The sequence below is a fragment of the Paraburkholderia sp. Cpub6 genome, from assembly GCF_014201065.1.
GTDB lineage: Bacteria > Pseudomonadota > Gammaproteobacteria > Burkholderiales > Burkholderiaceae > Paraburkholderia > Paraburkholderia tuberum.
In genome coordinates this window covers 443,531-470,463 of the sequence record NZ_JACHDM010000001.1, presented here as the reverse complement: position 1 = coordinate 470,463, position 26,933 = coordinate 443,531, and the positions used below count along the sequence as shown (strand labels likewise).

General features: G+C 63.6%; 20 protein-coding genes and 1 pseudogene. 13 read left to right on the top strand and 8 right to left on the bottom strand.

The window, feature by feature from the left end; all coding sequences use genetic code 11:
• Positions 1 to 250: 250 nt before the first annotated feature.
• From boxA to HDG33_RS02035, 4 genes are all read right to left on the bottom strand, one after another.
• Positions 251 to 1,489, bottom strand: coding sequence for a benzoyl-CoA 2,3-epoxidase subunit BoxA (boxA, locus tag HDG33_RS02050; protein ID WP_184021979.1), 1,239 nt, complete (start codon positions 1,487 to 1,489; stop codon positions 251 to 253).
• A gap of 16 nt (positions 1,490 to 1,505) precedes the next feature.
• On the bottom strand, positions 1,506 to 2,933 hold the full coding sequence (gene boxB / locus HDG33_RS02045) for a benzoyl-CoA 2,3-epoxidase subunit BoxB (protein ID WP_184021975.1): 1,428 nt from the start codon (positions 2,931 to 2,933) through the stop codon (positions 1,506 to 1,508).
• 98 nt (positions 2,934 to 3,031) lie between these two features.
• Complete coding sequence (gene boxC / locus HDG33_RS02040) at positions 3,032 to 4,711, bottom strand: 2,3-epoxybenzoyl-CoA dihydrolase (RefSeq protein ID WP_184021972.1); 1,680 nt, start codon at positions 4,709 to 4,711, stop codon at positions 3,032 to 3,034.
• Between the two features lie 115 nt (positions 4,712 to 4,826).
• Positions 4,827 to 5,828: a helix-turn-helix transcriptional regulator gene (locus HDG33_RS02035; protein ID WP_184021969.1), complete on the bottom strand. Its 1,002-nt coding sequence runs from the start codon at positions 5,826 to 5,828 to the stop codon at positions 4,827 to 4,829.
• 223 nt (positions 5,829 to 6,051) lie between these two features.
• On the opposite strand from HDG33_RS02035, the gene HDG33_RS02030 reads away from it, so the two are divergent.
• From HDG33_RS02030 to HDG33_RS02010, 5 genes are all read left to right on the top strand, one after another.
• Positions 6,052 to 6,519: a DUF4863 family protein gene (locus HDG33_RS02030; protein ID WP_184021966.1), complete on the top strand. Its 468-nt coding sequence runs from the start codon at positions 6,052 to 6,054 to the stop codon at positions 6,517 to 6,519.
• A gap of 59 nt (positions 6,520 to 6,578) precedes the next feature.
• Positions 6,579 to 8,168, top strand: coding sequence for a benzoate-CoA ligase family protein (locus HDG33_RS02025; RefSeq protein WP_184021963.1), 1,590 nt, complete (start codon positions 6,579 to 6,581; stop codon positions 8,166 to 8,168).
• An 11-nt stretch (positions 8,169 to 8,179) separates the two neighbouring features.
• Complete coding sequence (locus HDG33_RS02020; RefSeq protein ID WP_184021959.1) at positions 8,180 to 9,040, top strand: alpha/beta fold hydrolase; 861 nt, start codon at positions 8,180 to 8,182, stop codon at positions 9,038 to 9,040.
• Between the two features lie 120 nt (positions 9,041 to 9,160).
• The gene (locus HDG33_RS02015; RefSeq protein ID WP_184021956.1) at positions 9,161 to 9,472 is read left to right on the top strand and encodes a hypothetical protein; all 312 of its coding nucleotides are present in this window, start codon (positions 9,161 to 9,163) and stop codon (positions 9,470 to 9,472) included.
• 129 nt (positions 9,473 to 9,601) lie between these two features.
• Entirely contained in the window at positions 9,602 to 11,719 is a 2,118-nt protein-coding gene (locus HDG33_RS02010; protein WP_184021953.1) for a phosphocholine-specific phospholipase C, read from the top strand.
• Positions 11,720 to 11,827: 108 nt separating this feature from the next.
• Here the strand turns inward: HDG33_RS02010 and HDG33_RS02005 are convergent, their stop codons facing one another.
• Positions 11,828 to 12,208 (bottom strand): DUF5594 family protein, encoded by a 381-nt coding sequence (locus HDG33_RS02005; RefSeq protein ID WP_184021950.1) that lies wholly within the window; start codon positions 12,206 to 12,208, stop codon positions 11,828 to 11,830.
• A 49-nt stretch (positions 12,209 to 12,257) separates the two neighbouring features.
• The gene (locus HDG33_RS02000; RefSeq protein WP_184021947.1) at positions 12,258 to 13,922 is read right to left on the bottom strand and encodes an acyl-CoA synthetase; all 1,665 of its coding nucleotides are present in this window, start codon (positions 13,920 to 13,922) and stop codon (positions 12,258 to 12,260) included.
• Positions 13,923 to 14,244: 322 nt separating this feature from the next.
• Here HDG33_RS02000 and HDG33_RS01995 point away from each other — a divergent pair, with 322 nt between their 5' ends.
• Positions 14,245 to 15,111, top strand: coding sequence for a hypothetical protein (locus HDG33_RS01995; RefSeq protein ID WP_184021945.1), 867 nt, complete (start codon positions 14,245 to 14,247; stop codon positions 15,109 to 15,111).
• A gap of 12 nt (positions 15,112 to 15,123) precedes the next feature.
• Here the strand turns inward: HDG33_RS01995 and HDG33_RS01990 are convergent, their stop codons facing one another.
• Positions 15,124 to 16,032 carry a LysR family transcriptional regulator gene (locus tag HDG33_RS01990; protein ID WP_184021942.1) on the bottom strand — a complete coding sequence of 303 codons (909 nt, stop codon included), beginning with the start codon at positions 16,030 to 16,032 and terminating at the stop codon, positions 15,124 to 15,126.
• Positions 16,033 to 16,158: 126 nt separating this feature from the next.
• On the opposite strand from HDG33_RS01990, the gene HDG33_RS01985 reads away from it, so the two are divergent.
• The 6 genes from HDG33_RS01985 to HDG33_RS01960 all read left to right on the top strand — a co-directional run bounded on the left by HDG33_RS01985 (position 16,159) and on the right by HDG33_RS01960 (position 23,288).
• Positions 16,159 to 18,279, top strand: coding sequence for a 3-hydroxyacyl-CoA dehydrogenase NAD-binding domain-containing protein (locus HDG33_RS01985; protein WP_184021939.1), 2,121 nt, complete (start codon positions 16,159 to 16,161; stop codon positions 18,277 to 18,279).
• A gap of 30 nt (positions 18,280 to 18,309) precedes the next feature.
• Positions 18,310 to 19,518: an acyl-CoA dehydrogenase family protein gene (locus HDG33_RS01980; RefSeq protein WP_184021936.1), complete on the top strand. Its 1,209-nt coding sequence runs from the start codon at positions 18,310 to 18,312 to the stop codon at positions 19,516 to 19,518.
• Between the two features lie 12 nt (positions 19,519 to 19,530).
• Complete coding sequence (locus HDG33_RS01975) at positions 19,531 to 20,682, top strand: acyl-CoA dehydrogenase family protein (RefSeq protein ID WP_184021935.1); 1,152 nt, start codon at positions 19,531 to 19,533, stop codon at positions 20,680 to 20,682.
• A gap of 80 nt (positions 20,683 to 20,762) precedes the next feature.
• On the top strand, positions 20,763 to 21,248 hold the full coding sequence (locus HDG33_RS01970; RefSeq protein ID WP_184021932.1) for a glycoside hydrolase family protein: 486 nt from the start codon (positions 20,763 to 20,765) through the stop codon (positions 21,246 to 21,248).
• 152 nt (positions 21,249 to 21,400) lie between these two features.
• A complete protein-coding gene (locus tag HDG33_RS01965) occupies positions 21,401 to 21,673 on the top strand; it encodes a lysozyme inhibitor LprI family protein (protein WP_409258949.1) in 273 nt (90 codons plus the stop codon).
• A gap of 289 nt (positions 21,674 to 21,962) precedes the next feature.
• Complete coding sequence (locus HDG33_RS01960) at positions 21,963 to 23,288, top strand: site-specific integrase (protein WP_184021926.1); 1,326 nt, start codon at positions 21,963 to 21,965, stop codon at positions 23,286 to 23,288.
• Between the two features lie 590 nt (positions 23,289 to 23,878).
• Here the strand turns inward: HDG33_RS01960 and HDG33_RS01955 are convergent.
• A pseudogene (locus HDG33_RS01955) lies at positions 23,879 to 24,946 on the bottom strand (IS110 family transposase).
• Between the two features lie 1,202 nt (positions 24,947 to 26,148).
• Between HDG33_RS01955 and HDG33_RS01950 the strand changes: the two are divergent.
• Positions 26,149 to 26,847, top strand: coding sequence for a hypothetical protein (locus HDG33_RS01950; RefSeq protein ID WP_184021923.1), 699 nt, complete (start codon positions 26,149 to 26,151; stop codon positions 26,845 to 26,847).
• Positions 26,848 to 26,933 lie beyond the last annotated feature (86 nt).

Sequence of the window (26,933 nt, the reverse complement as noted above, 5' to 3'; positions counted from 1 at the left end):
GGTGGCGGACTGCCGCGTTTGGCGGGGAGTGCCGGCGTGCGGCCGGCTGTGTGGGCCGACTGTAGCAAACCGTGCGCGATTTTCAAAGCGCTTCGCGCGCGGTGCGTCGATCCGCACAGGTCAGCCGCTGCGCTCTGCCGTCAAGCATATGGCGCAGGCAAAAAGGCCCCGCAAGCGCTTATGCTTTCACGAGCCTTTGCGGAGCCTTTTCGCGGAGCTTTCGGTGTGGGTCGACGTGTCGGCGCGCCGCTCAGTACGTCTCCAGATGCAGCCGCCCTTCCCGCTTCAGCTTCGCCCACAACGCTTCCCAATCGAGCTGATGCTGCTCGCCGATATCCTTGAGCGCCTGCAGCACACCGTCCTCCATGCCCTTGAGGCCGCACACGTAGATATAGGTGTTGTCGTCCTTCAGCAGGTTCGCGACGTCGGCCGAACGTTCGCGCATTGCGTCCTGCACGTAGCGCTTCGCCTGTCCTGGGGTGCGCGAAAACGCGAGCGTGGTGTCGATGAAATCCTTCGGCAGATTCGTCAGCGGTCCAAAGTACGGCAGCTCCTCCCTGGTGCGCGCGCCGAAGAACAGCATCAGCTTGCCGGTCGCGCCTTTGAGGCGCTTGCGGCGGCGATACTCGGTCATCGCGCGCATCGGCGCGGAACCAGTGCCCGTGCAGATCATCAGCAGATGCGAGTTCGGATGATTCGGCATCAGGAAGGTGCTGCCGAACGGACCGATCACGTTGACCACGTCGCCCTTCTTCAGATCGCACAGATAGTTCGAGCACACGCCGTCGATCGCGTCGCCGTGCTGCTGCGACACCCGCTTCACCGTCAGCGACACGTTGTTATAGCCGGGCCGCTCGCCATCGCGCGGACTCGCGATCGAGTACTGGCGCGCGTGATGCACGCGGCCGTCGGCGGCAGCTCCCGGCGGCAGAATGCCGATCGACTGGCCTTCGAGCACCGGAAACGGCATCGAGCCGAAATCGAGCACGATGTGATGGATGTCGCTCGACGTCGCGCTGTCGGTGAGCCGGTAGTTGCCGACCACCGTCGCGGTGGTCGGCGCCTTATGCGTGTAGAGATTCACGTACGGCTTCGCGGCGGACCACGGCGGCACGACCGCGCCGCGCACGGTATCCACTTCGATGCCGTCCGCTTCGGCGGCGCTGTCGCCCGCGGTAGACGCGGCCACCGGTTCTTCAGCCGGCACCGCCATCGTGTTCTGCTCCGGCAACACGTCCCACGTAAACTGCTCGTCGATCGAATACGCGTCGGCCTTCAGCACGGTGCGCCAGTTGTCGATCGCGCCGGTCGGGCACGGCGGCACGCAGGCCATGCAGCCGTTGCAGACGTCGGCCTTCACGACGTAGTTGTTGTCGTCGTGCGTGATCGCATCGACCGGACAGGTCTCTTCGCAGGTATTGCAGCGAATGCAGATCTCCGGATCGATCAGATGCTGCCGCAGAACTTCGACCGATACTGGCCCGTTCATGACTTCCTCGCCTGCTTCAGTTGAAGCGCACGTATTCGAAATCGACCGGCTGACGGTTCACGCCCATCGCGGGCGGCGCGATCCAGTTCGCGAACTTGCCCGGCTCGGCGACGCGGCCCATCAGCGAAGCGACGAACGCGCGGTCTTCCGGCGTGGCGAGCCAGTTCGCTTCGTTGGCGGCCCATTCGGCTTCGCTGAGCACGCGGCCGTCCGGCGACACCCGCGTGCCGGCGAACGTGCCGATCTGCCGGTTGAACGCCTTGTGCGGCACCGTCATGCGAAAGTCGACGCCGGCCTTCTCGAGCACCTTGTTCCAGCGCCCAACGCCCGCAACCGAGTCCTTGATGTAATCGTCGCGCAGCACTTCGTTCATCGCGTTGAGCATCGGCACTTCGCGCTCGACGAGCTTGCCGTCCCGCACGTCGAGCAGCTTGTAAGCATGCTCGTTCAGGCGATGATCGTCGTCGCGCTTGCCTTCCTCGTAGCGGCCCTTCAGACCCGAGCTATAGAACGTCGCCGCGTTCGACGAATGATCGGCGCCGAACAGGTCGATCGTGACGGAGTAATGGAAGTTCAGATAGCGCTGGATGGTCGGCAGATCGATCACGCCGGCCGCGCGGATCTTCGCGACGTCGTCGGTGCCGAGTTCGTTCATCACCTGAGCGGTGCGCTGGATCACGCGCGACACGCCCGATTCGCCGACGAACATGTGATGCGCTTCCTCGGTCAGCATGAACTTCGTCGTGCGCGCGAGCGGATCGAAGCCCGACTCCGCGAGCGCCGACAACTGGAACTTGCCGTCGCGGTCGGTGAAGTACGTGAACATGTAGAACGCGAGCCAGTCCGGCGTTTTCTCGTTGAACGCGCCGAGAATGCGCGGGTTGTCCTCGTCGCCCGAGCGACGGCCGAGCAAGGCTTCGGCTTCCTCACGACCGTCGCGGCCGAAGTAGCGATGCAGCAGGTACACCATCGCCCACAAGTGGCGGCCTTCCTCGACGTTGACCTGGAACAGGTTGCGCAGATCGTACAGCGACGGCGCGGTTAAACCGAGGTGACGCTGCTGCTCGACCGAGGCCGGTTCCGTATCGCCCTGCGTGACGATGATGCGGCGCAGGTTCGCGCGATGCTCGCCGGGCACGTCCTGCCACGCGGCTTCGCCCTTGTGCTCGCCGAAGTGGATCGTGCGATCCTGCTCGCCCGGCGTGAGGAAAATGCCCCAGCGGTACTCGGGCATCTTCACGTAGTCGAAGTGCGCCCAGCCGCCCGCATCGACGCTGACCGCGGTGCGCAGATACACGTCGTAACCGTGTGAGCCTTCCGGGCCCATGTCGCCCCACCATGACAGAAAGTTCGGCTGCCATTGTTCGAGCGCGCGTTGCAGCGCACGGTCGTCGGCGAGGTTGACGTTGTTCGGAATCTTTTCGCTGTAGTTGATCGAGGACATGGTCGGTTCCCTGGGTCAATTCCCTGTTCGGAAGCTGCAGTGGCGAGAGGCGCGTATCGGCAGGCGGCGTCGTTCAGTCGGAGTGAGCGCGGCGCATCTCACACGCGCGACACATCGAATTGCGCCTTGCTGCCCTTGCCGTACACCTTGAGCGCACCCTTCTCGCCCACTGCGTTCGGCCGGTTGAAGATCCAGTTCTGCCAGGCGGTGAGACGGCCGAAAATGCGCGTCTCCATCGTCTCCGGCCCATTGAAGCGCAGATTCGCTTCGAGGCCGGTCAAGGCATCGGGCGACATCGCCGCGCGTTCTTCGAGCGCGATGCGGATTTCGTCGGCCCAATCGATATCGTCAGGCGACGCGGTGACGAGACCGAGGCGCTCCGCGTCGAGCGCCTTGACCGGCTGGCCGATCAGCGCGCGCGCCGCGCCGAGCGGCTCGGCTTCCTCGTAGAAGCGCCGCGCGAGCCGCGACTGATGCGTCACCATCGGATACAGGCCGAAGTTGACTTCCGACAGCGTGATCGCCGGCTCCTCGTCCTCGTTGTCGGGCAGCGCGGCCATGTAGGTGCGATCGGCGGCGAACGCGAGTTCCGCGAACGTGCCGGCGAAGCATGAACCCGGCTCGATCAGCGTGAAGATGGAGCGCGACGACACGTCGAGGCGCGCGAGCGTGCGGCGCAGCATACCGATCGTTTCGCGCACGAACCAGTGATCCCGGTGCTGCAGCAGCGTCGCATCGACCGCGAGCAGGTGGCGCGCGTTGCCTTCGGTCTTGAACACCCAGGTGCCGATGTCGAGCGCGTTGGTGCGCATCGAGAGGATCGCGTCGTCGAGTTCACGGGCGAATTGCAGCGGCCACCAGTCGGCGCCGGCCGCGACGATCGCGGCGATGCCGGTCGGTTGCTCGGTCTGTGGCGCCCGCGCAGTGAAGGTCGCCACACGTTTCGCGCGATCGATCGTGACGTCGACCGTCTGATAGCTGAGGCCAGCTTCGCGATCCGTGCGTTCGATGCGCGTGAGCGCGACGCCCGGCGCTGCGGCCGGACGATCGCTGTGCGCGCCGAGTTCGAGCGCGCGCGCCTGAATGGCCTGCTCGAACTGGTTCGGCTTCACGACTTCGTCGACGAGACGCCAGGTCTTCGCGCGTTCGCCGCGCACGCCCTCGACCACCGTGCAGAAGATATCCGCGCGATCGTGGCGCACCTTGCGCTTATCGGTCACGCGCGTGAGTCCGCCGGTGCCGGGCAGCACGCCGAGCAGCGGCACTTCCGGCAGCGACACCGAAGAGGAACGATCGTCGATCAGATAGATTTCATCGCAGGCGAGCGCGAGTTCATAACCGCCGCCCGCGCACGCGCCGTTCACCGCGGCGAGAAACTTGAGCCCCGAATGGCGCGACGAATCTTCGAGCCCGTTGCGGGTTTCGTTCGTGAATTTGCAGAAGTTGACCTTCCACGCGTGCGATGACAGCCCCAGCATGAAGATATTCGCGCCCGAGCAGAACACCCGGTCCTTCAGGCTCGTCACCACCACCGTGCGGACTTCCGGATGCTCGAAGCGAATGCGCTGAATCGCGTCGTGCAGCTCGATGTCGACGCCGAGATCATACGAATTGAGCTTCAGCTTGTAGCCGTCGCGAATGCCGCCGTCCTCGGCAATGTCGATGCCGAGCGTCGCGACCGGACCGTTGAAGCTGAGCTTCCAATGCTTGTACTGCGACGGGTCGGTGCGATAGTCGACCGGCGCGGCCTGAGCAATGGCGGTGGGTGCTGTGGACATGGGGCGTCTCCTGACTGGACGATGCAATCTGTTTTTTTGCACAATAGTGCATCGTCATACCAGCGTAAAGCACTTTAGTGCATTTTTACGGGGAAACCCTGGCGCCCGCGATCGGTCAGCTCACGCGCGCCTCGTCGGGGGCTTCCGCCGCGAGACGCGCGGCGAGACGGTCGCGCAACTGCAGGTACGCATCGGCGAGCGTCTTTTCGCTGGTGTCGAACGACATGTCCGCGCGTCCGTACAGCTCGGCGCGCCCGGCGAGGATGCGCTTCAGGTCGTCCATCGCCTCGCGGTTGCCGGACATCGGCCGCAGATCGCCTTGCGCGACGACGCGGCGCATATGTTCCTCGGGCGTCGCCTGCAACCACACGGTGAAGCAGTGCGACAGCAGCAGGTTGAACGTGCCCGCTTCCGACACGAGCCCGCCCGGCGACGCGATCACCGCGTGCGGATGCTCGTGGATCACCGCCTCGAGCGCGCGTTGCTCGTAGCGTCGATACGCGCTCGCGCCGTACAGCGAATGAATCTCCGACGGCGGACAGCCCGCGAGCTGTTCAATCACGCGCGTGAGCTCGATGAACGGCACCTTGCGCTCCTGCGCGAGCATGCGCCCGAGCGTCGACTTACCCGCGCCGCGCAGGCCGATCAGCGCGATGCGGTCCTTGCGGTGCGGGTCGCGCGGCGCCTGCGCGAACATCTCGGCGAGCGCGATGCGCGCGCGCTGCAGTGCCGCCTGGTCGCGCCCCCGCAGCAGCTCGCGGATCAGCAGCCATTCGGCCGACGCGGTGGTTTCGTCGCCGATCACCTCGGCGAGCGAGCAGTTCAGCGTGGCCGCGAGCTGCCGCAGCACCAGCACCGACGCATTGCCGACGCCCGATTCGAGGTTCGCCAGATGCCGCTCCGACAAACCGGTTTCGGCCGCCAGCGTCTTGCGCGTCATGCCGCGGCGCGCGCGCAGCAAACGCACACGCTCGCCCATCGCGGTCAGGAACGGATCGCGTTCTTCGCGCTCGCCGCCACGTTCGGCCGTGCGTTCACCCGCGCGCCCGGTGCGTTCGGCGCGGGCCGCGCCGTCGTCGGTTTCGTCCAACGGTGCGGGAGGGTACTTTTGATTCATGTTTTGCGACCTCGTGACTACGATACATGTACTATAGTGCTTGACACGCACCAGGTGAACGGTTTAATTTTCGCCAAAAGCTGATCCAATCACAAACACAGTCGCGCGCCGCCTTGGCATTCCGGCCGCGTCACGGAGACGGCGCCGCAATACGCATGCACCCAAGTTCCGGCGGCCGGCGACCCGGCGGCCGGCCTGCGTGAGCGCGCTTCTGGAGGCTCGCATGTCCCCACAGGAATTCCAGCGCCTGATCGCAGGCGTCACTGGGCAACTCGCCGGGCGGCCGCTCGACGCCGCGCTCGCCGACTGGCTGAACGACACCTGGCCCGCCGGCAGCCCCACCTTTCACGAACTCGAGAACGCATGCCGCAGCGGCGTCGCCGAAGGCTGGCTGTGCAACCGCGAGGCCGGCGGCATCCGCTACGGCCGCATCTTCAAGGCGCTGCCCGACACGCACGGCTTTTCCGTCGACGTCGTCGACATGCAGGACATTGCCGGTCCGCACCACGTCCATCCGCAGGGCGAGGTCGATCTGATCATGCCCCTCACCGACGGCGCGACGTTCGACGGCCATCCGGCCGGCTGGTGCGTGTATGGCCCCGGCTCGGCGCATCGTCCGAGCGTCGCGAACGGCCGGGCGCTGGTGCTGTATCTGCTGCCGCAAGGGGCGATCGAATTCACGCGCGCGTGAGCCGCGAGCAGATCACGATCACCCAAGAGCCGGACCGTGTCCACGGATGGAGGAGACATATGGAAGCCCTGCTGGAAGCGAGCGCACGCGAGCCGGTTGCGCCGCCGCCCCCGCTGTTCAACTTCGCGAGGCATCTGTTCCAGTTGAACGAAGCGCGCGCGAGCAAAGTCGCCTATATCGACGACTACGGCGCGATGACCTACGGCGAACTCGAACAGCGAGCGCGGCGCTGCGCCAGCGCACTGCGTGCGCTCGGCGTACATCCCGAGGAACGCGTGCTGCTCGTGATGCTCGACACCGTATCGCTGCCGGTCGCATTTCTCGGCGCGCTTTACGCCGGCATCGTGCCGGTCGTCGCGAACACCTTGCTGAGCGCCGCCGACTATACGTACATGCTGACGCACAGCCACGCGCGAGCGGTGATCGTATCGGAACCGTTGCTACCTAACGTGACGGAGGCGCTGAGCAGCATCGACGACGACGGCTGCCAACCGATCGTCTCGCAGCCTCACGCCTGCACCGAAGCGCCGCTCGCGGCGCCCCGCTTCGAAACGCTGGTCGACACCGCGCTACCCGCCGTCAAAGGCTGTGCAAGCAATGCGGACGACATCGCGTTCTGGCTCTATTCGTCGGGCTCGACCGGCAAGCCGAAAGGCACCGTCCATACGCACGCGAATCTGTACTGGACCGCCGAGCTGTATGCGAAGCCGGTGCTCGGCATCGTCGAGAGCGACGTGGTGTTTTCGGCGGCGAAACTGTTCTTTGCATATGGGCTCGGCAACGCGCTGACGTTTCCGCTGTCGGTCGGCGCGACCGCGATCCTGATGGCCGAGCGCCCGACCGCCGAGGCGATTTTCGCGCGCCTCGTCCGGCATCGCCCGACCGTGTTCTACGGCGTGCCGACCTTGTACGCGAACATGCTGGTGTCGCCCAACCTGCCCGCGCGCGCCGACGTCGCGATCCGCGTGTGCGCGTCGGCCGGCGAGGCATTGCCACGCGACGTCGGCGAACGCTTCACCGCGCACTTCGGCGCCGAGATTCTCGATGGCATCGGCTCGACGGAAATGCTGCACATCTTCCTGTCGAATCGCGCGGGCGAAGTCGAATACGGCACGACCGGGCGCCCCGTGCCGGGCTACGAAGTCGAGTTGCGCGACGAAGCCGGGCGGCCGGTGCCCGATGGCGAAGTCGGCGATCTGTTCATCAAGGGGCCGAGCGCGGCGCTGATGTACTGGAGCAATCGCGAGAAAACGCGCGCGACGTTTCTCGGCGAATGGATCAGAAGCGGCGACAAATATCGGCGTCTCACGAACGGCTGCTATGTCTACGCGGGCCGCAGCGACGACATGCTGAAAGTGAGCGGCCAATATGTGTCGCCGGTCGAGGTCGAGATGGTGCTCGTCGCGCATCCGGCGGTGCTCGAAGCGGCGGTGGTCGGCGTCGATCATGGCGGGCTCGTGAAAACGCGCGCGTTCGTCGTGCTCAAACGCGACTTCATACCGTCCGACATGCTCGCCGAGGAACTGAAGACCTTCGTCAAGGCACGGCTCGCGCCGCACAAGTACCCGCGCAATATCGTGTTCACCGACGATCTGCCGAAGACCGCCACCGGCAAGATTCAACGCTTCAAGCTACGCGAACAGTCATAGGTGATTCATTGATGCAGAACCGAGGTACCGCCCCTGCCACTTCCTCCGCGAGTGCCGCCAGCCGCTTTGCCGAACTGCCGGCGAGCGCGTCGCATGGACCGCTGCGCATCGAGTACCGCTGGGTCAACGAGCAGGCGAATGCTCAGCAGGACGATTCGCCGATCGCGGTATTCCTGCACGAAGGTCTCGGCTCGATCGCGATGTGGCGCGACTGGCCGCAGACGTTGTGCGCGCGACTCGGCATGCGCGGGCTCGTCTATTCGCGGCCGGGCTACGGACTCTCGACAGCGCGTGCGCCTGACGACAAATGGCCGGTCGATTTCATGACCGCCCAGGCGCGCGACATCCTCCCCACCATGCTCGACGCGCTCGATATCGACCTGCGCCAACGCCAACGCATGTGGGTGATCGGTCATAGCGACGGCGGCTCGATCGCGCTGCTGTATGCGGCGCTGTACCCGGATGCGCTCGCGGGCGCGGTCGTGATCGCGCCGCACGTATTCGTCGAAGACATCTCGGTGCAAAGCATCGCCCAAACGAAGCAGCTTTACGAATCCACCGATCTTCGCGCGAAGCTCGCCCGCTATCACGCGGACGTCGATTCCGCGTTCTACGGCTGGAACGATATCTGGCTCGACCCTGCGTTCAGGCGGTGGTCGATCGTCGAGGCGCTCGCGCCGATCCGTCGACCGCTGCTCGCGATCCAGGGCCACGACGACAACTACGGCACGATGGCGCAGATCGACACGATCGCCGCGCGCGTGCCGCACGCGCAACTCGTGAAGCTCGACGCATGCGGACACTCGCCGCATCGCGACGCGCCCGCCGCGCTCAACGACGCGGTCGAAGCGTTCGTGCGCGCACAACGATAAGCGGCGCCTGCCTGTTACCGATACTTCATAAAAATTACACGGATCGGCGATTATGCTGCTGCATCGCTGACCTCGGCACATCGATTGCGAGGCATCCCTTCCCCGCCCGGAGACCGTGCCATGCCCTTCGTGTCGAAGCCGATTCGTCCGCCCCATCGCAAACGTTTGACGGGCGCCATCGCGGTGATCGCGCTGTGCGCGCTAGCGGGAGCGTGCAGCGACGACGCCCCGCCCGCCGGCACGAATACGATCAGTTCAACCGACCATTCCGCCGCTAACCCCGGCGACCCATCGATCGCCCCGCCGCCGGCCGACTCCGCGCCGCCGACGCTGACGATCCAGACACCGGCGGCACCCGCATCCGAAGCCGGCACGGCGCTGTCCGCCACCTCGCCGCCGCTGGCCAGCCCCGTCATCCATACCGTCGATTGAGAATCGCACCGCGCGCGGCGGCTAGCCCGCCTTCGCGCGTCCGACGCAGCATCGCCGTTTCAGTACCGCAATTTGTCGTCCCCGTGCCATTTTCCTCCACCGAAGATCAAAGCCACCACCGCCCCAACCATGACCTCAAACAATCGTCGTGATTTTCTGCGCTCGGCCGCGCAAGCCGCCGGTTCCTTCACCGCGTTGAGCATGCTGCCGCCGGGCATCCGCAATGCGCTCGCGATTCCGGCCAACAACCGGACCGGCACGCTCCGCGACGTCGAGCACATCGTCGTGCTGATGCAGGAGAACCGTTCGTTCGACCACTACTTCGGCACGCTCAAAGGCGTGCGCGGCTTCGGCGACACGCGCGCGATCAACCTCGCGAACGGCCAGCCGGTGTGGTATCAGCCGCAAACCGCCGATGCCAGCGGTGCCAGCTACGTGCTGCCGTTCCGTCCGGGCGCGCCGAACCTCGGCCTGCAATTCCTGCAGGATCTCGCGCACGACTGGGGCTCCACGCATGCCGCATGGAACGGTGGCCGCAACGATCAGTGGGTACCGTCGAAAGGCGCGACCACGATGGCCTACCTGACGCGCGACGATATCCCGTTCCACTATCAGCTCGCCGACGCATTCACGATCTGCGACGCCTACCACTGCTCGCTGATGGGCCCGACCGATCCGAATCGCTACTACATGTGGAGTGGCTGGGTCGGCAACGACAGCAGCGGCGGCGGCCCGGTAATCGACAATTCGGAACTCGGCTACGGCTGGTCGACCTACCCCGAAGTGCTGCAGAACGCGGGCATCTCGTGGAAGATCTATCAGGACATCGGCACCGGGCTCGACGCGAACGGCTCGTGGGGCTGGACGCAGAACGCGTACATCGGCAACTACGGTGACAACTCGCTGCTGTATTTCAATCAGTACCGCAACGCGCAGCCGGGCAACCCGCTATACGACAACGCGCGGACCGGCACCAACGCGGCCAACGGCGACGGCTACTTCGACATTCTGAAGCGCGACGTGCAGAACGGCACGCTGCCGCAGGTGTCGTGGATCGTCGCGCCCGAAGCGTACAGCGAGCATCCGAACTGGCCGACCAACTACGGCGCGTGGTACATCGATCAGGTGCTGCAGATCCTCACGTCGAACCCGGACGTGTGGAGCAAGACCGTGCTGCTGATCAACTACGACGAAAACGACGGCTTCTTCGATCACATCGCCGCACCGTTCGCGGCCGCGTCGAGTGCCAACGGTTTGTCGACCGTCGACATCACGCACGAAATCTATGCCGGCGATGCGAAGAACGTCGCCGGGCCGTACGGGCTCGGACCGCGCGTGCCGATGCTGGTGGTCTCGCCGTGGTCCAAAGGCGGCTATGTGTGCTCGGAAGTGTTCGACCATACGTCGGTGATCCGCTTCATCGAAAAGCGCTTCGGCCAGCAGCACAATCTCGGCGAATCGAACATCACGCCGTGGCGTCGCGCGGTGTGCGGCGATCTGACCTCCGCGTTCAACTTCGCGAATCCGAACGCGTCGGTGCCGTCGCTGCCGGGCACGAGCGGCTACGTGCCGGCCGACCAGAACCGTCACCCGGACTACGTGCCGCAACCGCCGACGGTGCAGACGGTGCCGAAGCAGGAAGCGGGCGTGCGCCCGGCGCGCGCGTTGCCGTACGAACTGTTCGTGCGCGTCGACGAAGGCTCGAACGGCAAGCTGACGATGCGCTTCGTCAACACGGGCCGCGCGGGCGCGGTGTTCCTCGTGTACGCGGCCAATAGCGCCGACGCGCCGCGCAGCTATACCGTCGAAGCGGGCAAGCATCTGCAGGACACGCTGCTGCTCAACGCCGACGGCAGCTACGACTTCAGCGTGCACGGGCCGAACGGCTTCCTGCGCCGCTTCGCGGGCAAGGTGGTCGCACGGAACTGGTGGAAAGGTTCGGACACCGCACGGCCGGCCGTCGCCGAAGGCTACGATGTCGCGAACGGCAATCTGCAACTGCGGCTCGAGAACGTCGGCAGCGCGCGTTGCCAGTTCACGATCGTCAACGCGTACGACGCGAGCCATATGATCAAGCATTCGGTACGCGGCGGCGACACCGACAATCTGTACCTCGATCTGCGCAAAGCATACGGCTGGTACGATCTCGCGATCACCGTCGATACGGACCCGACGTTCGCGCGCCGCATCGCCGGTCATGTCGAGACGGCAAACAACAGCATGAGCGATCCGGCGCTGGGCGGCTGAGCGTCGCTGTAACCCAACGCTGCAAAAGCAACGGCCGCTGCCTCTTCGGGCACAGCGGCCGTTTTTCATCCAGCTCTCGAACGCAAGCCCGCAATCGCGCGCGAGCGTCTACGATTCGAAATCGAGCCCGCCGATCAACGTAACCCGCTCACCCTGCGTGTGCGTGGAGAAATCGAGTTCGCGCGCCTGGGTCCACGCATTGAGCTTGCGCGGCAGCGCGGCCAGATATCTGGCGAAACGCGTCGCGCCCTGCTCGCCCATCAGCCTTTCTATTTCGTCGCTGTCCCAGGTCAGATACAGATTCAACGGATGCGGGTAATGACCGAGCTCATCGAGCGGCGTGGCGTGAATCCGCACGCGGGTGGGCTGACCCTGTTCGCCATGCGGCAACACGTCGGTGTGCACGGTCTTGGCGATACACGCGGCGATCGCCTCGGCAATGCGCGGCGCGAACTCCTGGTCGAAACGAATTGCACTCTCGGGGCGCATCCAATCTCTCCGCTGTGATTCCCATCGTGGGTTGGTCATCGTAGCAGACTCAGTTTTTCGCCGGTGAGATCGCGTCCGCACCGTGCGTCACCGCCTCGCGCAGCGTCTTGCGGATCACCTTGCCGGTGGCCGTCATCGGCAGGCTTTCGACGAAGCGAATCTCGCGCGGATATTCGTGCGCGGCCAGACGCGTCTTCACGTGCTGCTGGATCTCGCGCACGAGTGCATCGTCGCCGACGAAACCCGCTTTCAGCACGACGAACGCCATCACGATTTCGGTGCGCTCGCGATCGGGGGCGCCGACCACGGCCGCCATCGCGACGGCCGGATGACGCAGCAGCGAATCCTCGATCGACGCCGGCCCAATCCGGTAACCGGCGCTCGTGATCACGTCGTCGCCACGACCGACGAAGCGAATGAAGCCGTCCGCGTCGCGCGTGCCGAGATCGCCGGTCAGCAGAAACCTGCCGCGGAATTTGTCGTTGGTGGCAGCAACGTTCCGCCAGTAGCCGAGAAACATCACCGGATCGGGCGCGGCCACCGCGATATCGCCGATCGCGCCGGGCGGCAGCTCGTTGCCGGCGGCGTCGACGATCGCGACACGGTGCCCCGGCACCGCGCGCCCGATCGCGCCGAAGCGCGGCTCGAACAGCGCCGCGCACGACGACACCACGACGTTGCACTCGGTCTGCCCGTAGAACTCGTTGATCGTCACGCCGAGTGCGTCGCGCCCCCAGCCGATCAGTTCCTCGCCCAGCGATTCGCCGCCGCTCGCGACCGATTGCAACGCGAGACGCAGATGGGCGGGCCGCTCGACGCCGCGCATCATCTTCAGCGCGGTCGGCGGTAGAAACGCATGGGAGACCGCGTGACGCGCGAGCAGATCGAACGCGGCGTGGCCGTCGAATTTCGCAAAACGGCGCGCCAGCACCGCGACACCGTGATGCCACGATGGCAGCAGCACGTCGAACAGCCCGCCGATCCACGCCCAGTCAGCGGGCGTCCACATCAGCGTCGCGCGCGCGGGAAAGCCCTGCTGCGACATCTCGACGCCGGGCAGGTGCCCGAGCAAAACGCGATGCCCGTGCAACGCGCCCTTCGGTTTTCCGGTCGTGCCCGACGTATAGATGATGATCGCCGGATCGTCCGCGGCGGTGTCGGCCGGCGTGAACTCGGCGCAAGCGCCATTCAACGCCTGCCAGAACGACCGCACGGGCGCGTCCGATGCATCGTCATCCTGCTCGATATCGACACTGAACACGTGTCGCAACTCGGGCAGCGCGCCGCGAATTTCGTCGATCTTTTGCACGCCGGCGTGATCGGTGATCAGCGCGAGCGCGCCGCTGTCGCCGAGCCGATGCTCGATCGCGTCCACACCGAACAGCGCGAACAGCGGCACCGCGACCATGCCGGCCTTGTAGGCCGCGAGATGCGCGATGGCCGTTTCGATCGATTGCGACAGAAAGATGCCGATGCGCTCGCCGCGCCGCGCGCCCGCCGCGAGCAGCGCATTGGCGAAGCGGTCGGACAAGGCTTTCAGTTCGTCGAACGTATAGCGGGTCGCGCGGCCGTCGGCGTCTTCGTAGATCAGCGCGAGACGCCCCGAGCCATCGGCCCACCTGTCGCATGTGTCGACGCCGATGTTGTAGCGCGGTGGAATACGCCACGCGAATCTGGCCGTGAGCGAATCGTAAGTCTCGCCGTCGAGGTTCATCGGGTCTCCTGGATATCGTCGTTGTCGCTGCATGGCGTGATGCATGGTCCGTCGCTTGCTGCCTCTGCGCGCATGGCCGGTGTTCCGCAGTTTAGCCCACGAGCTTGCGCACTCAGTTGATGCATTGCCGTGCGCAACTGAATTCGCCAGATACGACATAGTCCCGCTCATAATCGCCGACTCGTGGCGCTGAACTCAACGTTTTGCGACAACTCCTGTGCGATTCAAGCCCTTTACATCTGACCTGTGCCGTGCCCGTCTAGGATCGTTACACAGGTTCGGCGTCCATGTTGCGCCGCACGATCGCTACCCTGGATGACATATGCGCAAGGCAAGGTTTGCATCGTTCTGGCATGGCCCGGAGCTTTCTCCCTACGAGATCGCCTGTCTGAATTCGTTCACGCTGTACGGCAGCGAGGTCGCGCTCTATAGCTACGAGCCGATCGACACTCTGCCGCCCGGCGTGATCGCGAAGGACGCGACCACGATACTGCCGCGCGACTCGCTGAACGACTTCCCGATTCACGGCGTGCCGTCGATGCAGCATTTCACCGACTATTTCCGCTTCGTGATGTTCACGAAGACCGATGAGATCTGGGTCGATACCGACATGCTGCTGCTACGCGATTTCGATCTCAACGCCAAGGGCGATCTGATCGGCCGGGAAACCCAGTCGAGCATCTGTAATGCGATTCTGAGGCTCGATCCGGATCAGCCGCGCTTGCACGAGGCGATCGAACGGGTCGAAGCGATGAAAGGCCGGGCGCTGAAGTGGGGCGACACCGGCCCGCGTCTGCTGACCGCCATCTACGGCGTGAAGGCCGGTCTTCCCGAAAGCCTGTTCTATCCGGTGCACTTCAACGATTACTACAAGGTGTTCCTGCCGCGCTATTTCGACGAGTGCGCGGCGCTCTGTTCCAATGCGTACACGCTGCATCTGTGGAACAACCGGGTGGTCAAGATGGGCCTGTTCAAGCGCATCGGCCCCCCCGTTGGGTCGTTCCTGCACCACGTGTTCGAGCAAACCGGCGCCAACACGCTGTTTCGCGAGTTTTATCCGGCGAGCGTGATGCAGGCGATGATCGACAACGCGGTGGGCAAAGTCGGTAGCGACGAAGGCGTGCGCAAGCTGCTGCGCGTCGGCGTGCCGATGGTCACGACGGCCATCGCGCGCAGACTCGGCGCCTGAGAGTTCGCAGCTTCAGTTCGCGCCGCCCCTGCCCGAGCCCTGCGCCTGCTCCAGCACGAAGTCGATGAACGTCGCCGCCGCGCGCGTGTGATGCCGATCCGGCATGTACAGCATGTACATGTGCGTGCCGAAGATGCTGAGCCGCCAGGCATCGAGCGCGGTCAGCACAGCGCCGAGCTTCAGATCGTCCTGCACCACGTAGTCGGGCACGAGTCCGACACCGAGACCGGCCAGCACCGCCTGGCGCAAAAATAGAAAGTTTTCCGAAATAATCGTCGGTTCGAGCAGGACTTCATGACGCTCGTCGCGCAGATACGCGGCGAGCCGCAACTGCTTGCCGATCACGGCCGCGGTAATCAGCGGCGCGGTGCGCAGGTCGTCGAGCGTCGCGGGCATGCCGTGTGTCCGCGCGAATTCGAGGGATGCGCAGGCCACGTACCGGACTGGCCCCATGTCCCGCGCGACGAGGTTTTGCGGCGGCTCCGACATCACGCGCACCGCGATGTCGATCTCGTCGCGCATCAGATCCTCGACGCGGTTCTCGAACATCACATCGAGCACGATACCCGGATACAGCCGCTTGAACGCGATCAGCCAGTCGGACATCACGAGCTGGCCATAGCCGCTCGGCACGCTGAGCCGCACGCGCCCCTGCAGGCTCTGGCCCAGTGTCGTCACCGACTCGCGCGCGGCCAGCAGCGCGTTGCGGATCGTGCGGCCGTGCTCGTAGAGCCGCAGACCGATCTCGGTCGGCTCGACGCGACGCGTGGTGCGTCGCACCAATTGCAGGCCGACCGAACGCTCGAGCTGATTCAGGTGATAGCTGACGTTCGCGCGGCTCATCTTGAGCCGGCGTGCCGCTTCGCTCAGATTGCCGGCGTCGAGGATGTCGACGAGCAGGGTCAGCGAGTTGACGTCCATCGCCCAGTCTTTGTCAAAATAACTTTGACAGTCTGTCAATCAACGGTGTAATTGTCAATGAACGTTGACCACTCCAGAATGGGACGATCCGGCGCGCCTCGCCATCCTCAAACGGAGACACCTACGATGACCCTTTCCACCTCAGCCGACGTCGTCACGCGCGAATTGCACGGCAAGGTCCTGCTCGTCACGATCGACCACGCGCCGGTCAACGCGCTATCCGCCGACGTGCGGCGCGGTCTGCTGGCCGCGATCGAAACCGCCGACGCCGCCCGCGCGGTCGAAGCCGTGCTGATCGTCGGCGCGGGGCGCAACTTCATCGCCGGTGCCGATATTCGCGAGTTCGGCAAGCCGCCGGTGCCGCCTTCGCTGCGGGACGTGTGCAACCGCATCGAGGCATGCACGAAACCCGTGATTGCCGCGCTGCAGGGCGCGGCGCTCGGCGGCGGGCTCGAAGTGGCGCTCGCCGCGCATTACCGGATCGCCGTCGACGGCGCGAAGCTCGGCCTGCCCGAAGTGCAGCTGGGTCTGCTGCCTGGCGCGGGCGGCACGCAACGCACGCCGCGTCTGATCGGCGCGCCGGCGGCGCTCGACCTGATGCTGAGCGGCCGTCACGCGAGCGCGAAGGAGGCGCTCGCGCTCGGCCTCGTCGACCGTCTCGGCGACAGCGGCGACATCCTCGCCGAAGGGCTCGCCTACGCGCACGAGCTGCTCGCCGCGCACGCGCCGGTACGTCGCACGCGCGACGCCGCCGCATTGATCGATCGCGCCGCGAGCCGCGCCGCCGTCGCGAAAGCGCGTGACGAAACCGCGAAGAAAGCGCGCGGCCTGTTCTCGCCGCTGAAAATCGTCGATGCCGTCGAAGCCGCGATCGAACAGCCCTTCGAGGAGGGCTTGAAGCTCGAACGCAAGCTGTTCCTGCAATGCCTCGACAGCCCGCAGCGCGCCGGCCTGGTTCACGCATTCTTCGCCGAGCGCGAAGTGCTGAAGGCGCCCGAAACGCGCGACGCGAAACCGCGCGCGCTCGAGGCGATCGGCGTGATCGGCGGCGGGACGATGGGCGCGGGCATTGCGGTCGCAGTGCTCGACGCGGGGCTGCCCGTCACGCTGATCGAACGCGACGAAGCGGCGCTCGCGCGTGGCCGCGCGCACATCGACAAGGTCTACGACGGGCTGATCGTCAGGGGCCGCCTCACCGCTGAGAAGAAAGCCGCGACCATGGCGCGCTGGAGCGGCAGCACGTCGTACGATGCGCTTGCTCACGCCGACCTCGTGATCGAAGCCGTGTTCGAAGATCTCGACGTCAAAAAGGCCGTACTCGCCGAGCTCGATCGCGTCTGCAAGTCCGGTGCGGTGCTCGCGACCAACACGTCGTATCTGGACATCGACGCGATCGCAGCCAGCATCTCGCGCCCCGCCGACCTAATCGGCCTGCACTTCTTCTCGCCCGCCAACATCATGAAGCTGCTCGAAGTCGTGGTGCCGAAGCAGGTCAGCGCCGATGTCGTCGCGACTGCGTTCGAGTTCGCGAAGAAGCTGCGCAAGACGCCGGTGCGCGCCGGCGTGTGCGACGGCTTCATCGGCAATCGCCTGCTTGCCGTGTACCGCGCCGCCGCGGACGCGCTGATGGAAGACGGTGCATCGCCGTATCAGATCGACGCGGCGGTGCGAGCGTTCGGCTTGCCGATGGGCCCGTTTCAGGTGGTCGATCTCGCGGGCGGCGACATCGGCTGGGCGGCGCGCAAACGCCGCGCGGCCACGCGCGACCCGAACGCGCGCTACGTGCAGATCGCCGACCGCCTGTGCGAGCGCGGCTGGTTCGGCCAGAAGACCGGCCGCGGATTCTATCTGTACCCCGAAGGATCGCGCGGCGGCATGCCCGATCCCGAAGTCGAGGCGATCATCGACGCCGAGCGTGCGCGCGCGGGCATCACGCCGCGCAGCTTCACCGACGAGCAGATCATGCGCCGCTATCTGGCCGCGATGATCAACGAAGGCGCGAACGTCGTCCACGAAGGTATCGCGCTGCGCCCGCTCGACGTCGACGTGACCCTGCTGTACGGCTACGGCTTTCCGCGCTACCGCGGCGGTCCGATGAAATACGCGGATAGCGTCGGCCTGCCGACGATTCTCGCCGACATCCGCGAGTTCGCGAAGGAAGACCCGCTGTTCTGGCGGCCGTCGCCGCTGCTCGTCGAGCTGGTCGAGCGCGGCGCGGATTTCGCGAGCCTGAACACGACGGCCTGAACCACCACGAACATTGACGGAACGACTGCGATGGATCTGAACTTCACCTCCGAGGAAGAAGCGTTTCGCGCCAGCGTGCTGGCGTTTCTGCGCGACAAGCTCCCGCGACGTCTCGCCGGCAAGGTGCACGGCGGGCGGCGTCTGACGCGCGACGACATGGCCGAGTGGCACGCGATTCTGAACGCGCAAGGCTGGCTCGCGAATCACTGGCCGAAAGAGTACGGCGGCCCGGGTTGGAGCGCAGTGCAGAAATTCATCTTCGAAAACGAATGCGCACTCGCCGGCGCGCCACGCGTCGTGCCGTTCGGCGTCAACATGCTCGGGCCGGTGCTGATCAAGTACGGCAGCGAGGCGCAGAAGCGTCACTGGCTGCCGCGCATTCTCGATGGTTCCGACTGGTGGTGCCAGGGCTATTCGGAGCCGGGCGCGGGCTCCGATCTCGCGTCGGTCAAGACGACGGCAGTGCGCGGCAAGGACGCGCAGGGCGAGCACTACCTCGTCAATGGCCAGAAGACGTGGACCACACTCGCTCATTACGCGAACATGATCTTCTGCCTCGTGCGCACCGCGACCGACGTGCGCAAACAGGAAGGCATCAGCTTTCTGCTGATCGACATGAACACGCCGGGCGTCGAAGTCCGGCCGATCATCACGCTCGACGGCGAGCACGAGGTCAATGAAGTGTTCTTCACCGACGTGCGCGTGCCGGTCGGAAATCTCGTCGGCGAAGAAAACAAGGGCTGGACCTACGCGAAATATCTGCTTACGTACGAGCGCACCAATATCGCCGGCGTCGGCTTTTCCGTCGCCGCCTTCAACCGTCTGCGCAAGATCGCCGCGACACAGTTGCGCAATGGCCGGCCGCTCGCCGAGGATCCGGCGTTCGCGGCACGCATGGCGCGCGTCGAGATCGATCTCGAGAACATGAAGACGACCAACCTTCGGGTGATCGCGGCCGTGGCGGGCGGCGGCGTGCCCGGTGCCGAGAGTTCGATGCTGAAGATTCGCGGCACGGAGATCCGTCAGGAGATCTCGTCGCTGACGCGGCGTGCGATGGGCGCTTATGCGCAGCCATTCGTCGAGCAAGCGCTGCACGAAGGCTTCGACGGCGTGCCGGTCGGCCCCGACGAAGCCGCGAGTGCCGCGTCGCAGTACTTCAATAATCGCAAGCTGTCGATCTTCGGCGGCTCGAACGAAATCCAGAAGAACATCATTTCCAAAATGATCCTCGGACTGTAAGAGGCGCACGTCATGAATTTCCAGCACACCGAAGACCGCCGCATGCTGGCGGATACGCTGAATCGATTTATCAGCGAGCAGTACGGCTTCGCGACGCGCGATGAAATCGCACGCTCGACGCAAGGCTTCAACACCGAATTGTGGGCACGCTTCGCGGAGCTTGGCGTGATCGGCGCACTGTTCGACGAAGCGAGCGGCGGTTTTGGCGGCGGCGGGTTCGATATTTCCGTGGTGTTCGAGAGCATCGGCCGCGGGCTCGTCGTCGAACCGTTTCTCGATACGCTGGTCGTCGGCCGGGCGATCGCTCGCAGCGGCGGCGACCTGCAGAATGCGGCACTGGGTTCGTTGATCGACGGCTCGCGGATCGTTGCGCTCGCGCATGGTGAACCGGACAGTCATTACGAGCTTGCCCGGGTCGCGACGACGCGCGCGCGCCGCAGCGTAAATGGCAACAGCGGCGTGTGGACGTTGCACGGCGCAAAGGCCGTCGTTCAGCATGGCGAGCATGCTCAGGTGTTCCTCGTCTCGGCACGCACGAGCGGCGAGGACGATGCCGAAGCCGGCATCACGCTGTTTCTGGTGCCGAGGGACGCGACGGGTGTGAGCGTGCGCGGCTACCGCAAGATCGACGGAGGACGCGCGGCCGAAGTGACGTTCGACGACGTCACGCTCCGCGACGACACCGTGCTCGGCTCAGTGGATCACGGCTTTGCGACGCTCGAATATGCGGTGAGTTGCGGCGTGCTCGCGCTGTGCGCGGAAGCGGTCGGCGCCATGGACGTCGCGAAAGACTACACGCTCGACTATCTGCGCACGCGCCAGCAGTTCGGCGTGCCGATCGGCAGCTTCCAGGCGTTGCAGCATCGCATGGCCGATTTGCTGCTTGAAATCGAACAGGCGCGCTCGGCGGTGATCAACGCGGCGGCGGCGCTCGACGGCGAACGAAACGCGCGTGAGCGCGCGGTGTCGGCGGCGAAGTACAGCATCGGCCGGATCGGCACGCGAGTCGCGGAGGAATGCATCCAGTTGCACGGCGGGATCGGTATGACGTGGGAACTGCCGCTCGCGCATTACGCGAAGCGGCTCGTGATGATCGATCATCAGCTTGGGGATGAGGATCATCATCTGGAGCGGTTTGTGGCGTTGGGGGCTCAAGGGCGGTGATTCGTGTGCGCTTGCGAATGCGAACGCGTGCCGGTGACAAGTCTGCCAGATTGCACTCGCCTATTCTTGAGGAGCTGAACGTGCCAAACGAATCAAAAAAGTTGAGCGATGCCGGACGGACTGCATTGCGGATGCACGAGGGCGCTGTCCTTCGCTACGACAACGACGTAGCGAACAATTGCACCTTCGGGATAGGCACGCCTGCGTACTTTGGCCGATGCACCAATGACGAAATGCGGCGGCCGGTGACCTTGGCAGATGTCAACGCTCAACTCGCAACAAGGGTTCGCGCCGTGGAAGGTTCGGTCAAAAGCCGAGTTACGGATCATGAGCTAACGCAGCGGCGGTTCGACGCTCTCGTGAGCTATACCTATAACACGGGCGCAACCGGCGCCCGACAGGCGTTAGCTGTAGCAAATCGTGGGCAGAACGATGAAGTCGCAATCGAAATGGCACGCAACGTCTATGTACATCCTCGCGATGCCCACGGGCGACGGCTACCGGCAGTGCGAGTGCCAGGCTTGGTAAATCGCCGCCGCGAAGAAGCGGCGTCGTTCCTGATGTAGAGCCAGCAATGAGGCGGCTGTGTGTCGCACTTGCGCTTGTTAGCAGTTCGGCACTGGCCGCCGCATCCAATCCAGCCGACGTCATCGCAACCCGCAGTGGACTGCCCGCCAGTGAGGTCGACGCGGCCCTGTCGCATTGCGACGCGAATCAGATGAGCATGAATCTGTGCGCGTGGCGCGATCAGATCGTCGCGGAGCAGAAGCTGGAGCAGCTCGTCAAGGGCAAGGCCGCGGTGTCGGCGAGTTGCAAAGCGGCGATCGAGAAGAGGCTCACCGCGTGGAAAACGCGCCGTGACGCCAATTGCAAAAAATCGGCTTCGCGAGAATGGGGCGGCGGGTCGATGCTGCCCACGGCGGTCGCGATGTGCAAGACAGCCGAAACCGAGCGCATGAGCAAAGCAATCGAGGCTTCGGGATGCAGATGAGCGTGGGCGAAGCGTTGACAGCGGGAAACGCTGCCCCGCGCGACGGGCAAGAAAAAAGGACTTACGGCTTTCACCGTAAGTCCTTTTGATCTTTTTGGTCGGGGCGAGAGGATTTGAACCTCCGACCACCTGCACCCCATAAAGATTTATAACGATCCGGAGTCCTACTGAAACGTTCGGTACACCTGTATAATCAATGCTGTACGGAAAGTTAGTGTCCAGATGAGTCCGGTCATGATCGGCTCAATCTGGCGATATTCCGGTAACGGGACGGTAACGGATAATGAAAATGGGAAAGCTCACAGTACGGGGCATTGAAAGCGCGAAGCCGAAGAAGACAGCCTATCATCTGGCCGATGGTGATGGCCTGCGGCTGCGGATCGCCACCGACGGCTCGAAGTCATGGCAGGTCAAATACACGGCAAATGGCAAGGAGACGACCGTCACGCTGGCCCGCCGCTATGGTGCCCGCACCGATGACGGCCATCTATCGCTCGAGGATGCCCGCTTCGAGGCGACGGCCATTCGCGCGAAAGCCCGTCAAGGCATCGACCATCAAGTCGAGCAGGCGCAGCGTATGGCTGCCGAGCGCAAGCGCCACGAAGATGAACAGCAACGTCTGACCGTACGCCAGTTGTTCACGGAATGGAGCGCACTCGATCTCGTGCGCCGCAAGGACCGGGGTGCAGAAACCAGCCGCGGCCTCGAAAAGGATGTATTGCCGAAACTCGGTAACCGTCACGCCGATACGATCCGGCGCGCCGACATCATGTCGGTGCTCGATGCGGTCAAGGCACGCGGCGCCGCGCGCCTCGCCAACCGGTTGCTCGCCGAACTGCGCCAGATGTTCGGCTTTGCGCTGGTGCGCGAAATCGTCACCGCCGATCCGACGGCCGGCATCGAGAAGAAGCACGTAGGTGGCCACGAGGCGGAACGCGAACGTGTGCTGTCCGAAGCCGAAATCCGTGCACTGCAAACGAAACTCGCGAATGGGAATCTGCTGAAAACGACACAGCATGCTGTCTGGGTGATGCTCGCGACACTCGCACGGATCGGCGAACTGACGCGGGCACGCCGCGCCGATATCGATCTGGAGGCGGGTACCTGGCTTATTCCGGCGGACCACTCAAAGAACGCGAAAGAACATACGATCTATTTGAGCGAGTTCGCAAAGCTGCATCTGGAAACGCTGCTCGGACTGAGCGACGACGAAGTCTGGCTTTTCCCGGCTAGCCGCAAGGATGGACCGGTATCCTCAAAGTCGATTACAAAGCAGATCTATGACCGCCAGGGCGCTGCAAACGGTAAGCCGCTCAAGCATCGCAGCCAGCATATCGACGCGCTCAGCTTGCCAGGTGGACGCTGGACACCACACGATCTGCGCCGCACGGGCGCCACCCTCATGGGTGAACTCGGCGTGCATGGCGATGTGATCGAAAAGTGTCTGAACCATCTTGAACAGAACAAGATTAAACGCACCTACCAGCGGGCGGTCCGGCAGCAGGAACAGGCGGACGCGTGGCGCCAGATTGGCGCGCGTTTAGAGATCCTGATGGATAGCGCGTCCAACGTGGTGCCATTCCGCCAGGATGTTGCGCTGTCTGCGGCTGCATAGGGCGCGCGGCTACCGCTCCAAAGACTGAAACTTGCGCCATGTTTACTGAATGCCCGAACGATGCGTGCGTGATTCGGCGCAACCTTCCGACGGCCATGCCCCCCTTAAAAGGCTACATCGCGGCATGGCGACTAAATTGTTAATAACATCCATCTAGGCTAATCAACGATTTGCTCATCCTGCGCTGGCGTCAGAGGCTGCGTGCGGCCGATACTGTTTGCAAGGACTTCCTCGGAGAGTCAAGCTCGGGGTTCGATTTTCGGCGCCCGTAGAGATGCGCAGCGTCGGCAATCCGTGCGTGACGCTGGTGGACTCATATATCTCTCCTGTTGGTGGCTTCTGCTCTTACAGTTCGAAGCAATACCAGGAACAGACTGCGTCTTTGCAAACGGCCTTGTTGCCCGAAGCGGATCGGGCGGGCCACGATATGAGCCGCACAGGAGAACCCTATTTGAAAACCGGCGAACTGGCATAGGACGTTGAGCCTTATGCGGTAATGACTCGCCAACAGAATCGTCGGGTTCTTCTCCCGTTCGGTCCGACCTCGTCTTGCTATCGCGTCGAGCAGTAGTGAATTGCAGGTCAATCGGTCATACAGCAGCGGGCGGTAACCGTGGATGCAGCGGGTGGCGCTGCCATGCATTGGCATCGTGACGCTCGCCTTTGGCGAGCATCGCCCACAACATGCGGGCGTGCTTGTTTGCAATCGCAATCACGTCTTGTGATAGCCCTTGCGTTCATGGAGCTGCCTGATCCATCGTTGCAGGCGGCTCGCGTGCGTGGGGTCCGCACGCAGTGCCGACTGCAAGGTACTTCGGGCGCCCTGAACGAGCAGCGTGCGCAGATAGACATTGCCTCTCAGGCTGATGTGTCCCAGCCGCGTCCTGCCGCCAGAGCTGTGCTGGCGCGGCGTCAGGCCCAGCCAGGACCGAACTGCCGGCCGTTGCGGAAGATCTTTGCATCCGGAACGGTCGCAGCCAGCGCGCTGGAGGTCACCGGACCGATGCCGAGCAGTTCGCTGGCGCGTCTCGCGACGTCATTGTTTCTGGCGTGAGTGGCGATCTGCTGGTCGCAGCGCGCAAGCCGCAGGTTCAGCGCCGCCAGTTGTTCACGCACCTCCAGCAGCATGGCGTGCACCGGGCCAGGTAGCCTGGGGTCTTCGATCAGCGTAGGCAATGCGTCGAGGAACCGGTCTGCAGTACGCGCAATCACCACTCCGAATTCGGCCAGCAGACCGCGAGTGCGGTTCAGTAGTGCTGTGCGCTCCTCGTGCCAGCCTGCACGCAAGCTATGCCACGCCAGGATCGCCTGCTGTTCGACCGACTTGATCGCCACGAAGCGCATCGTCGGCTGCCGGGCTGCAACGGCGATCGCCTCGGCATTGGCCGCATCGTTCTTGCCGCTCAGCCTGAACGGTTTGACGAACTCGGCGGGAATGAGTCGTGAGGTATGACTACGCGCGGCAAACCAGCGACCCCAGTGGTGGGCCGATGCGCAGGCTTCCATCGCGACGCGGCACGGAGACAGCTGTTCGGCCCATCGCGCGAACGCCTCGCGTCGCAGCACGCGCCGCTGCAGCACAGCACCCTGGCATCGAGCACGCAGATCGCGAACACATCCTTTGCCAGGTCGATCCCGACGGTAGTAAGCTGGTCCATGACTTCCCCTCCTGTTCAGATTGGTGGCTGACACCTCAATCCTGGCACTCGATGCCGTACGACCTCAACCTCGCCTCAGGTTGAGGAAGTCCCTCACATTTGAAAAAGTCGAGCTGCGCAGTTCTTGCACCGTAGGCTAGAAGTTCGGCCTCTCAGATCGAGCCACAAACCGCTCGCAGTACTCAGTTAAGGGTAGAACGACCCGTGAAAACCTCGTGAGATAGTCAGTCATCGATTTTTTCAACAGTATCGGCCATTAAGCGTCGTTCGCATGCGTCGTCGGTCGGACGCCCAAGCGTCGGCTCCATCCCGTAACCGGCCATCCGATTGTCAAAGACGAACGCTCCTTCGTCGGCCGAAGCGGACGGTACCCGATCAGGAGCGTGCGGCCGTTCCAGATCACGTTGCCGACATTCGCGGCCTGATGTTGGCGAATGTCAGCTTTCGTTATTGGCTATTGAGTCTTCTCAACCCAAAGCCGACATTTGACGCTCGGTGCTGGGGGGCAGCTCAGCGAGCTGACCCCGCCATTCAGCGCGCGTTCGGTCGGCGCTGTAATCCGGCAAGCTGTTCGCTCATGTCCCGTGCAATTTGAAAAAAATATTTCTATGCTAAGAACGGGAGGGGCTTGCAGAGTCGGTCGCCTACCACTGACACCGCACGCCACTCTATAACCTTGGTCGCGACGTTCGAAGGATGCCAATGCACCGAGCGTTACATGAAATTCCGTGCTCTGAGTTGGAATCGGAGGAAAAGATGTCGTGTCAGGACCATCAGCCAACAACCGGAGCCAGATTCGAATTTCTCCGCGCGGTGAGGACCAACGCTTCAAACAATTCGTCCGATCTCTCAACGCGAACTCGCTTTCAATTGCCGGACGAACATCGTGATGAGTTTTTCACCCAGATCGCCTTCTTTGATGTGGTACCCACGGAGGCGTCGCAACGCAAAGAGGTGGTTGTAAAGGGCCTCTTTAGACGTACTCCACCGTTGGTTTCTTCCGCGTTAGGATCGACTCGGATACTTGTACATTCTTCCAGACGGGGAACCGCTTTTCATCGCTATGGAGGCGCTCCGGCTCGGTCATCTCTTTTGGTTTCACTCAAAGTAAGGGCCATCCTATCCTGACGCTAGCGGACAATGCCACGCAATCTTGGACGCGGTGTTCATCGTGTCGAGGACCGTGATAAGAGGGGACTCAAATGAAGTGTACTACGCGAACGTTTCTGATCCTTGCGGAAATGAGTGCGACCTTGATATGCGCGGAAACATGGGCTGAGGTCGTCACGATTCAAGCCAAATCATTTATTCAGACGGTCGATCTGAAAGATCCTACGCAATTTGATCCTGGCGTGACCAAATGCCAACAATTAATGGCTGCGGTCGTAAACTGCGGCGTTGTTGGCGGAGAAGATCCCTCGGACGGCAGTGGAGCGACGGGAAATTTTCGCCTGCGAAGCGAAGCACAGATCGACGTCAGTTGCTCGGGGAACACAATTTCCAAATGGCAGATTTTACCCATCGCTACGGCGACCGGGAAGGAGTTTCTGTTCCTTGCTACTAGCGGGGAACTATCGCCCGCCCCGAAGGCATCTCCCGGAATGCAAGGCGCAGCGACCAACAAGCTGACTCTCGAGTATCAAATGCGCGGACAGCCGAACGCCGCGGGAAATCTTGCAATGAGCAGTGTCAAAGCAAGGAGTTGCACATTCATATGGCAAAAGATCAACGCAACAGTGTCGTGCAAGGCCGGTAAAGCAGAAACTGCCGTGACGCTTGACGGCAGCAAGTTTCCGTCCCATCGCGTATGGGTAAACGGAGTACTATCCGGCGAAATGAATCAAGGACCCTTCAACAATCTTTGGAACTGCGACCCCTTAGATGCGTCGAAAATCCGATAGGTATACTAATATACTAATAAACTCATAAACAACCTCGCCGTCTCCAGTTGTTGGCGAAGCTACGTCGCGTACCTCAATGCTCTTTG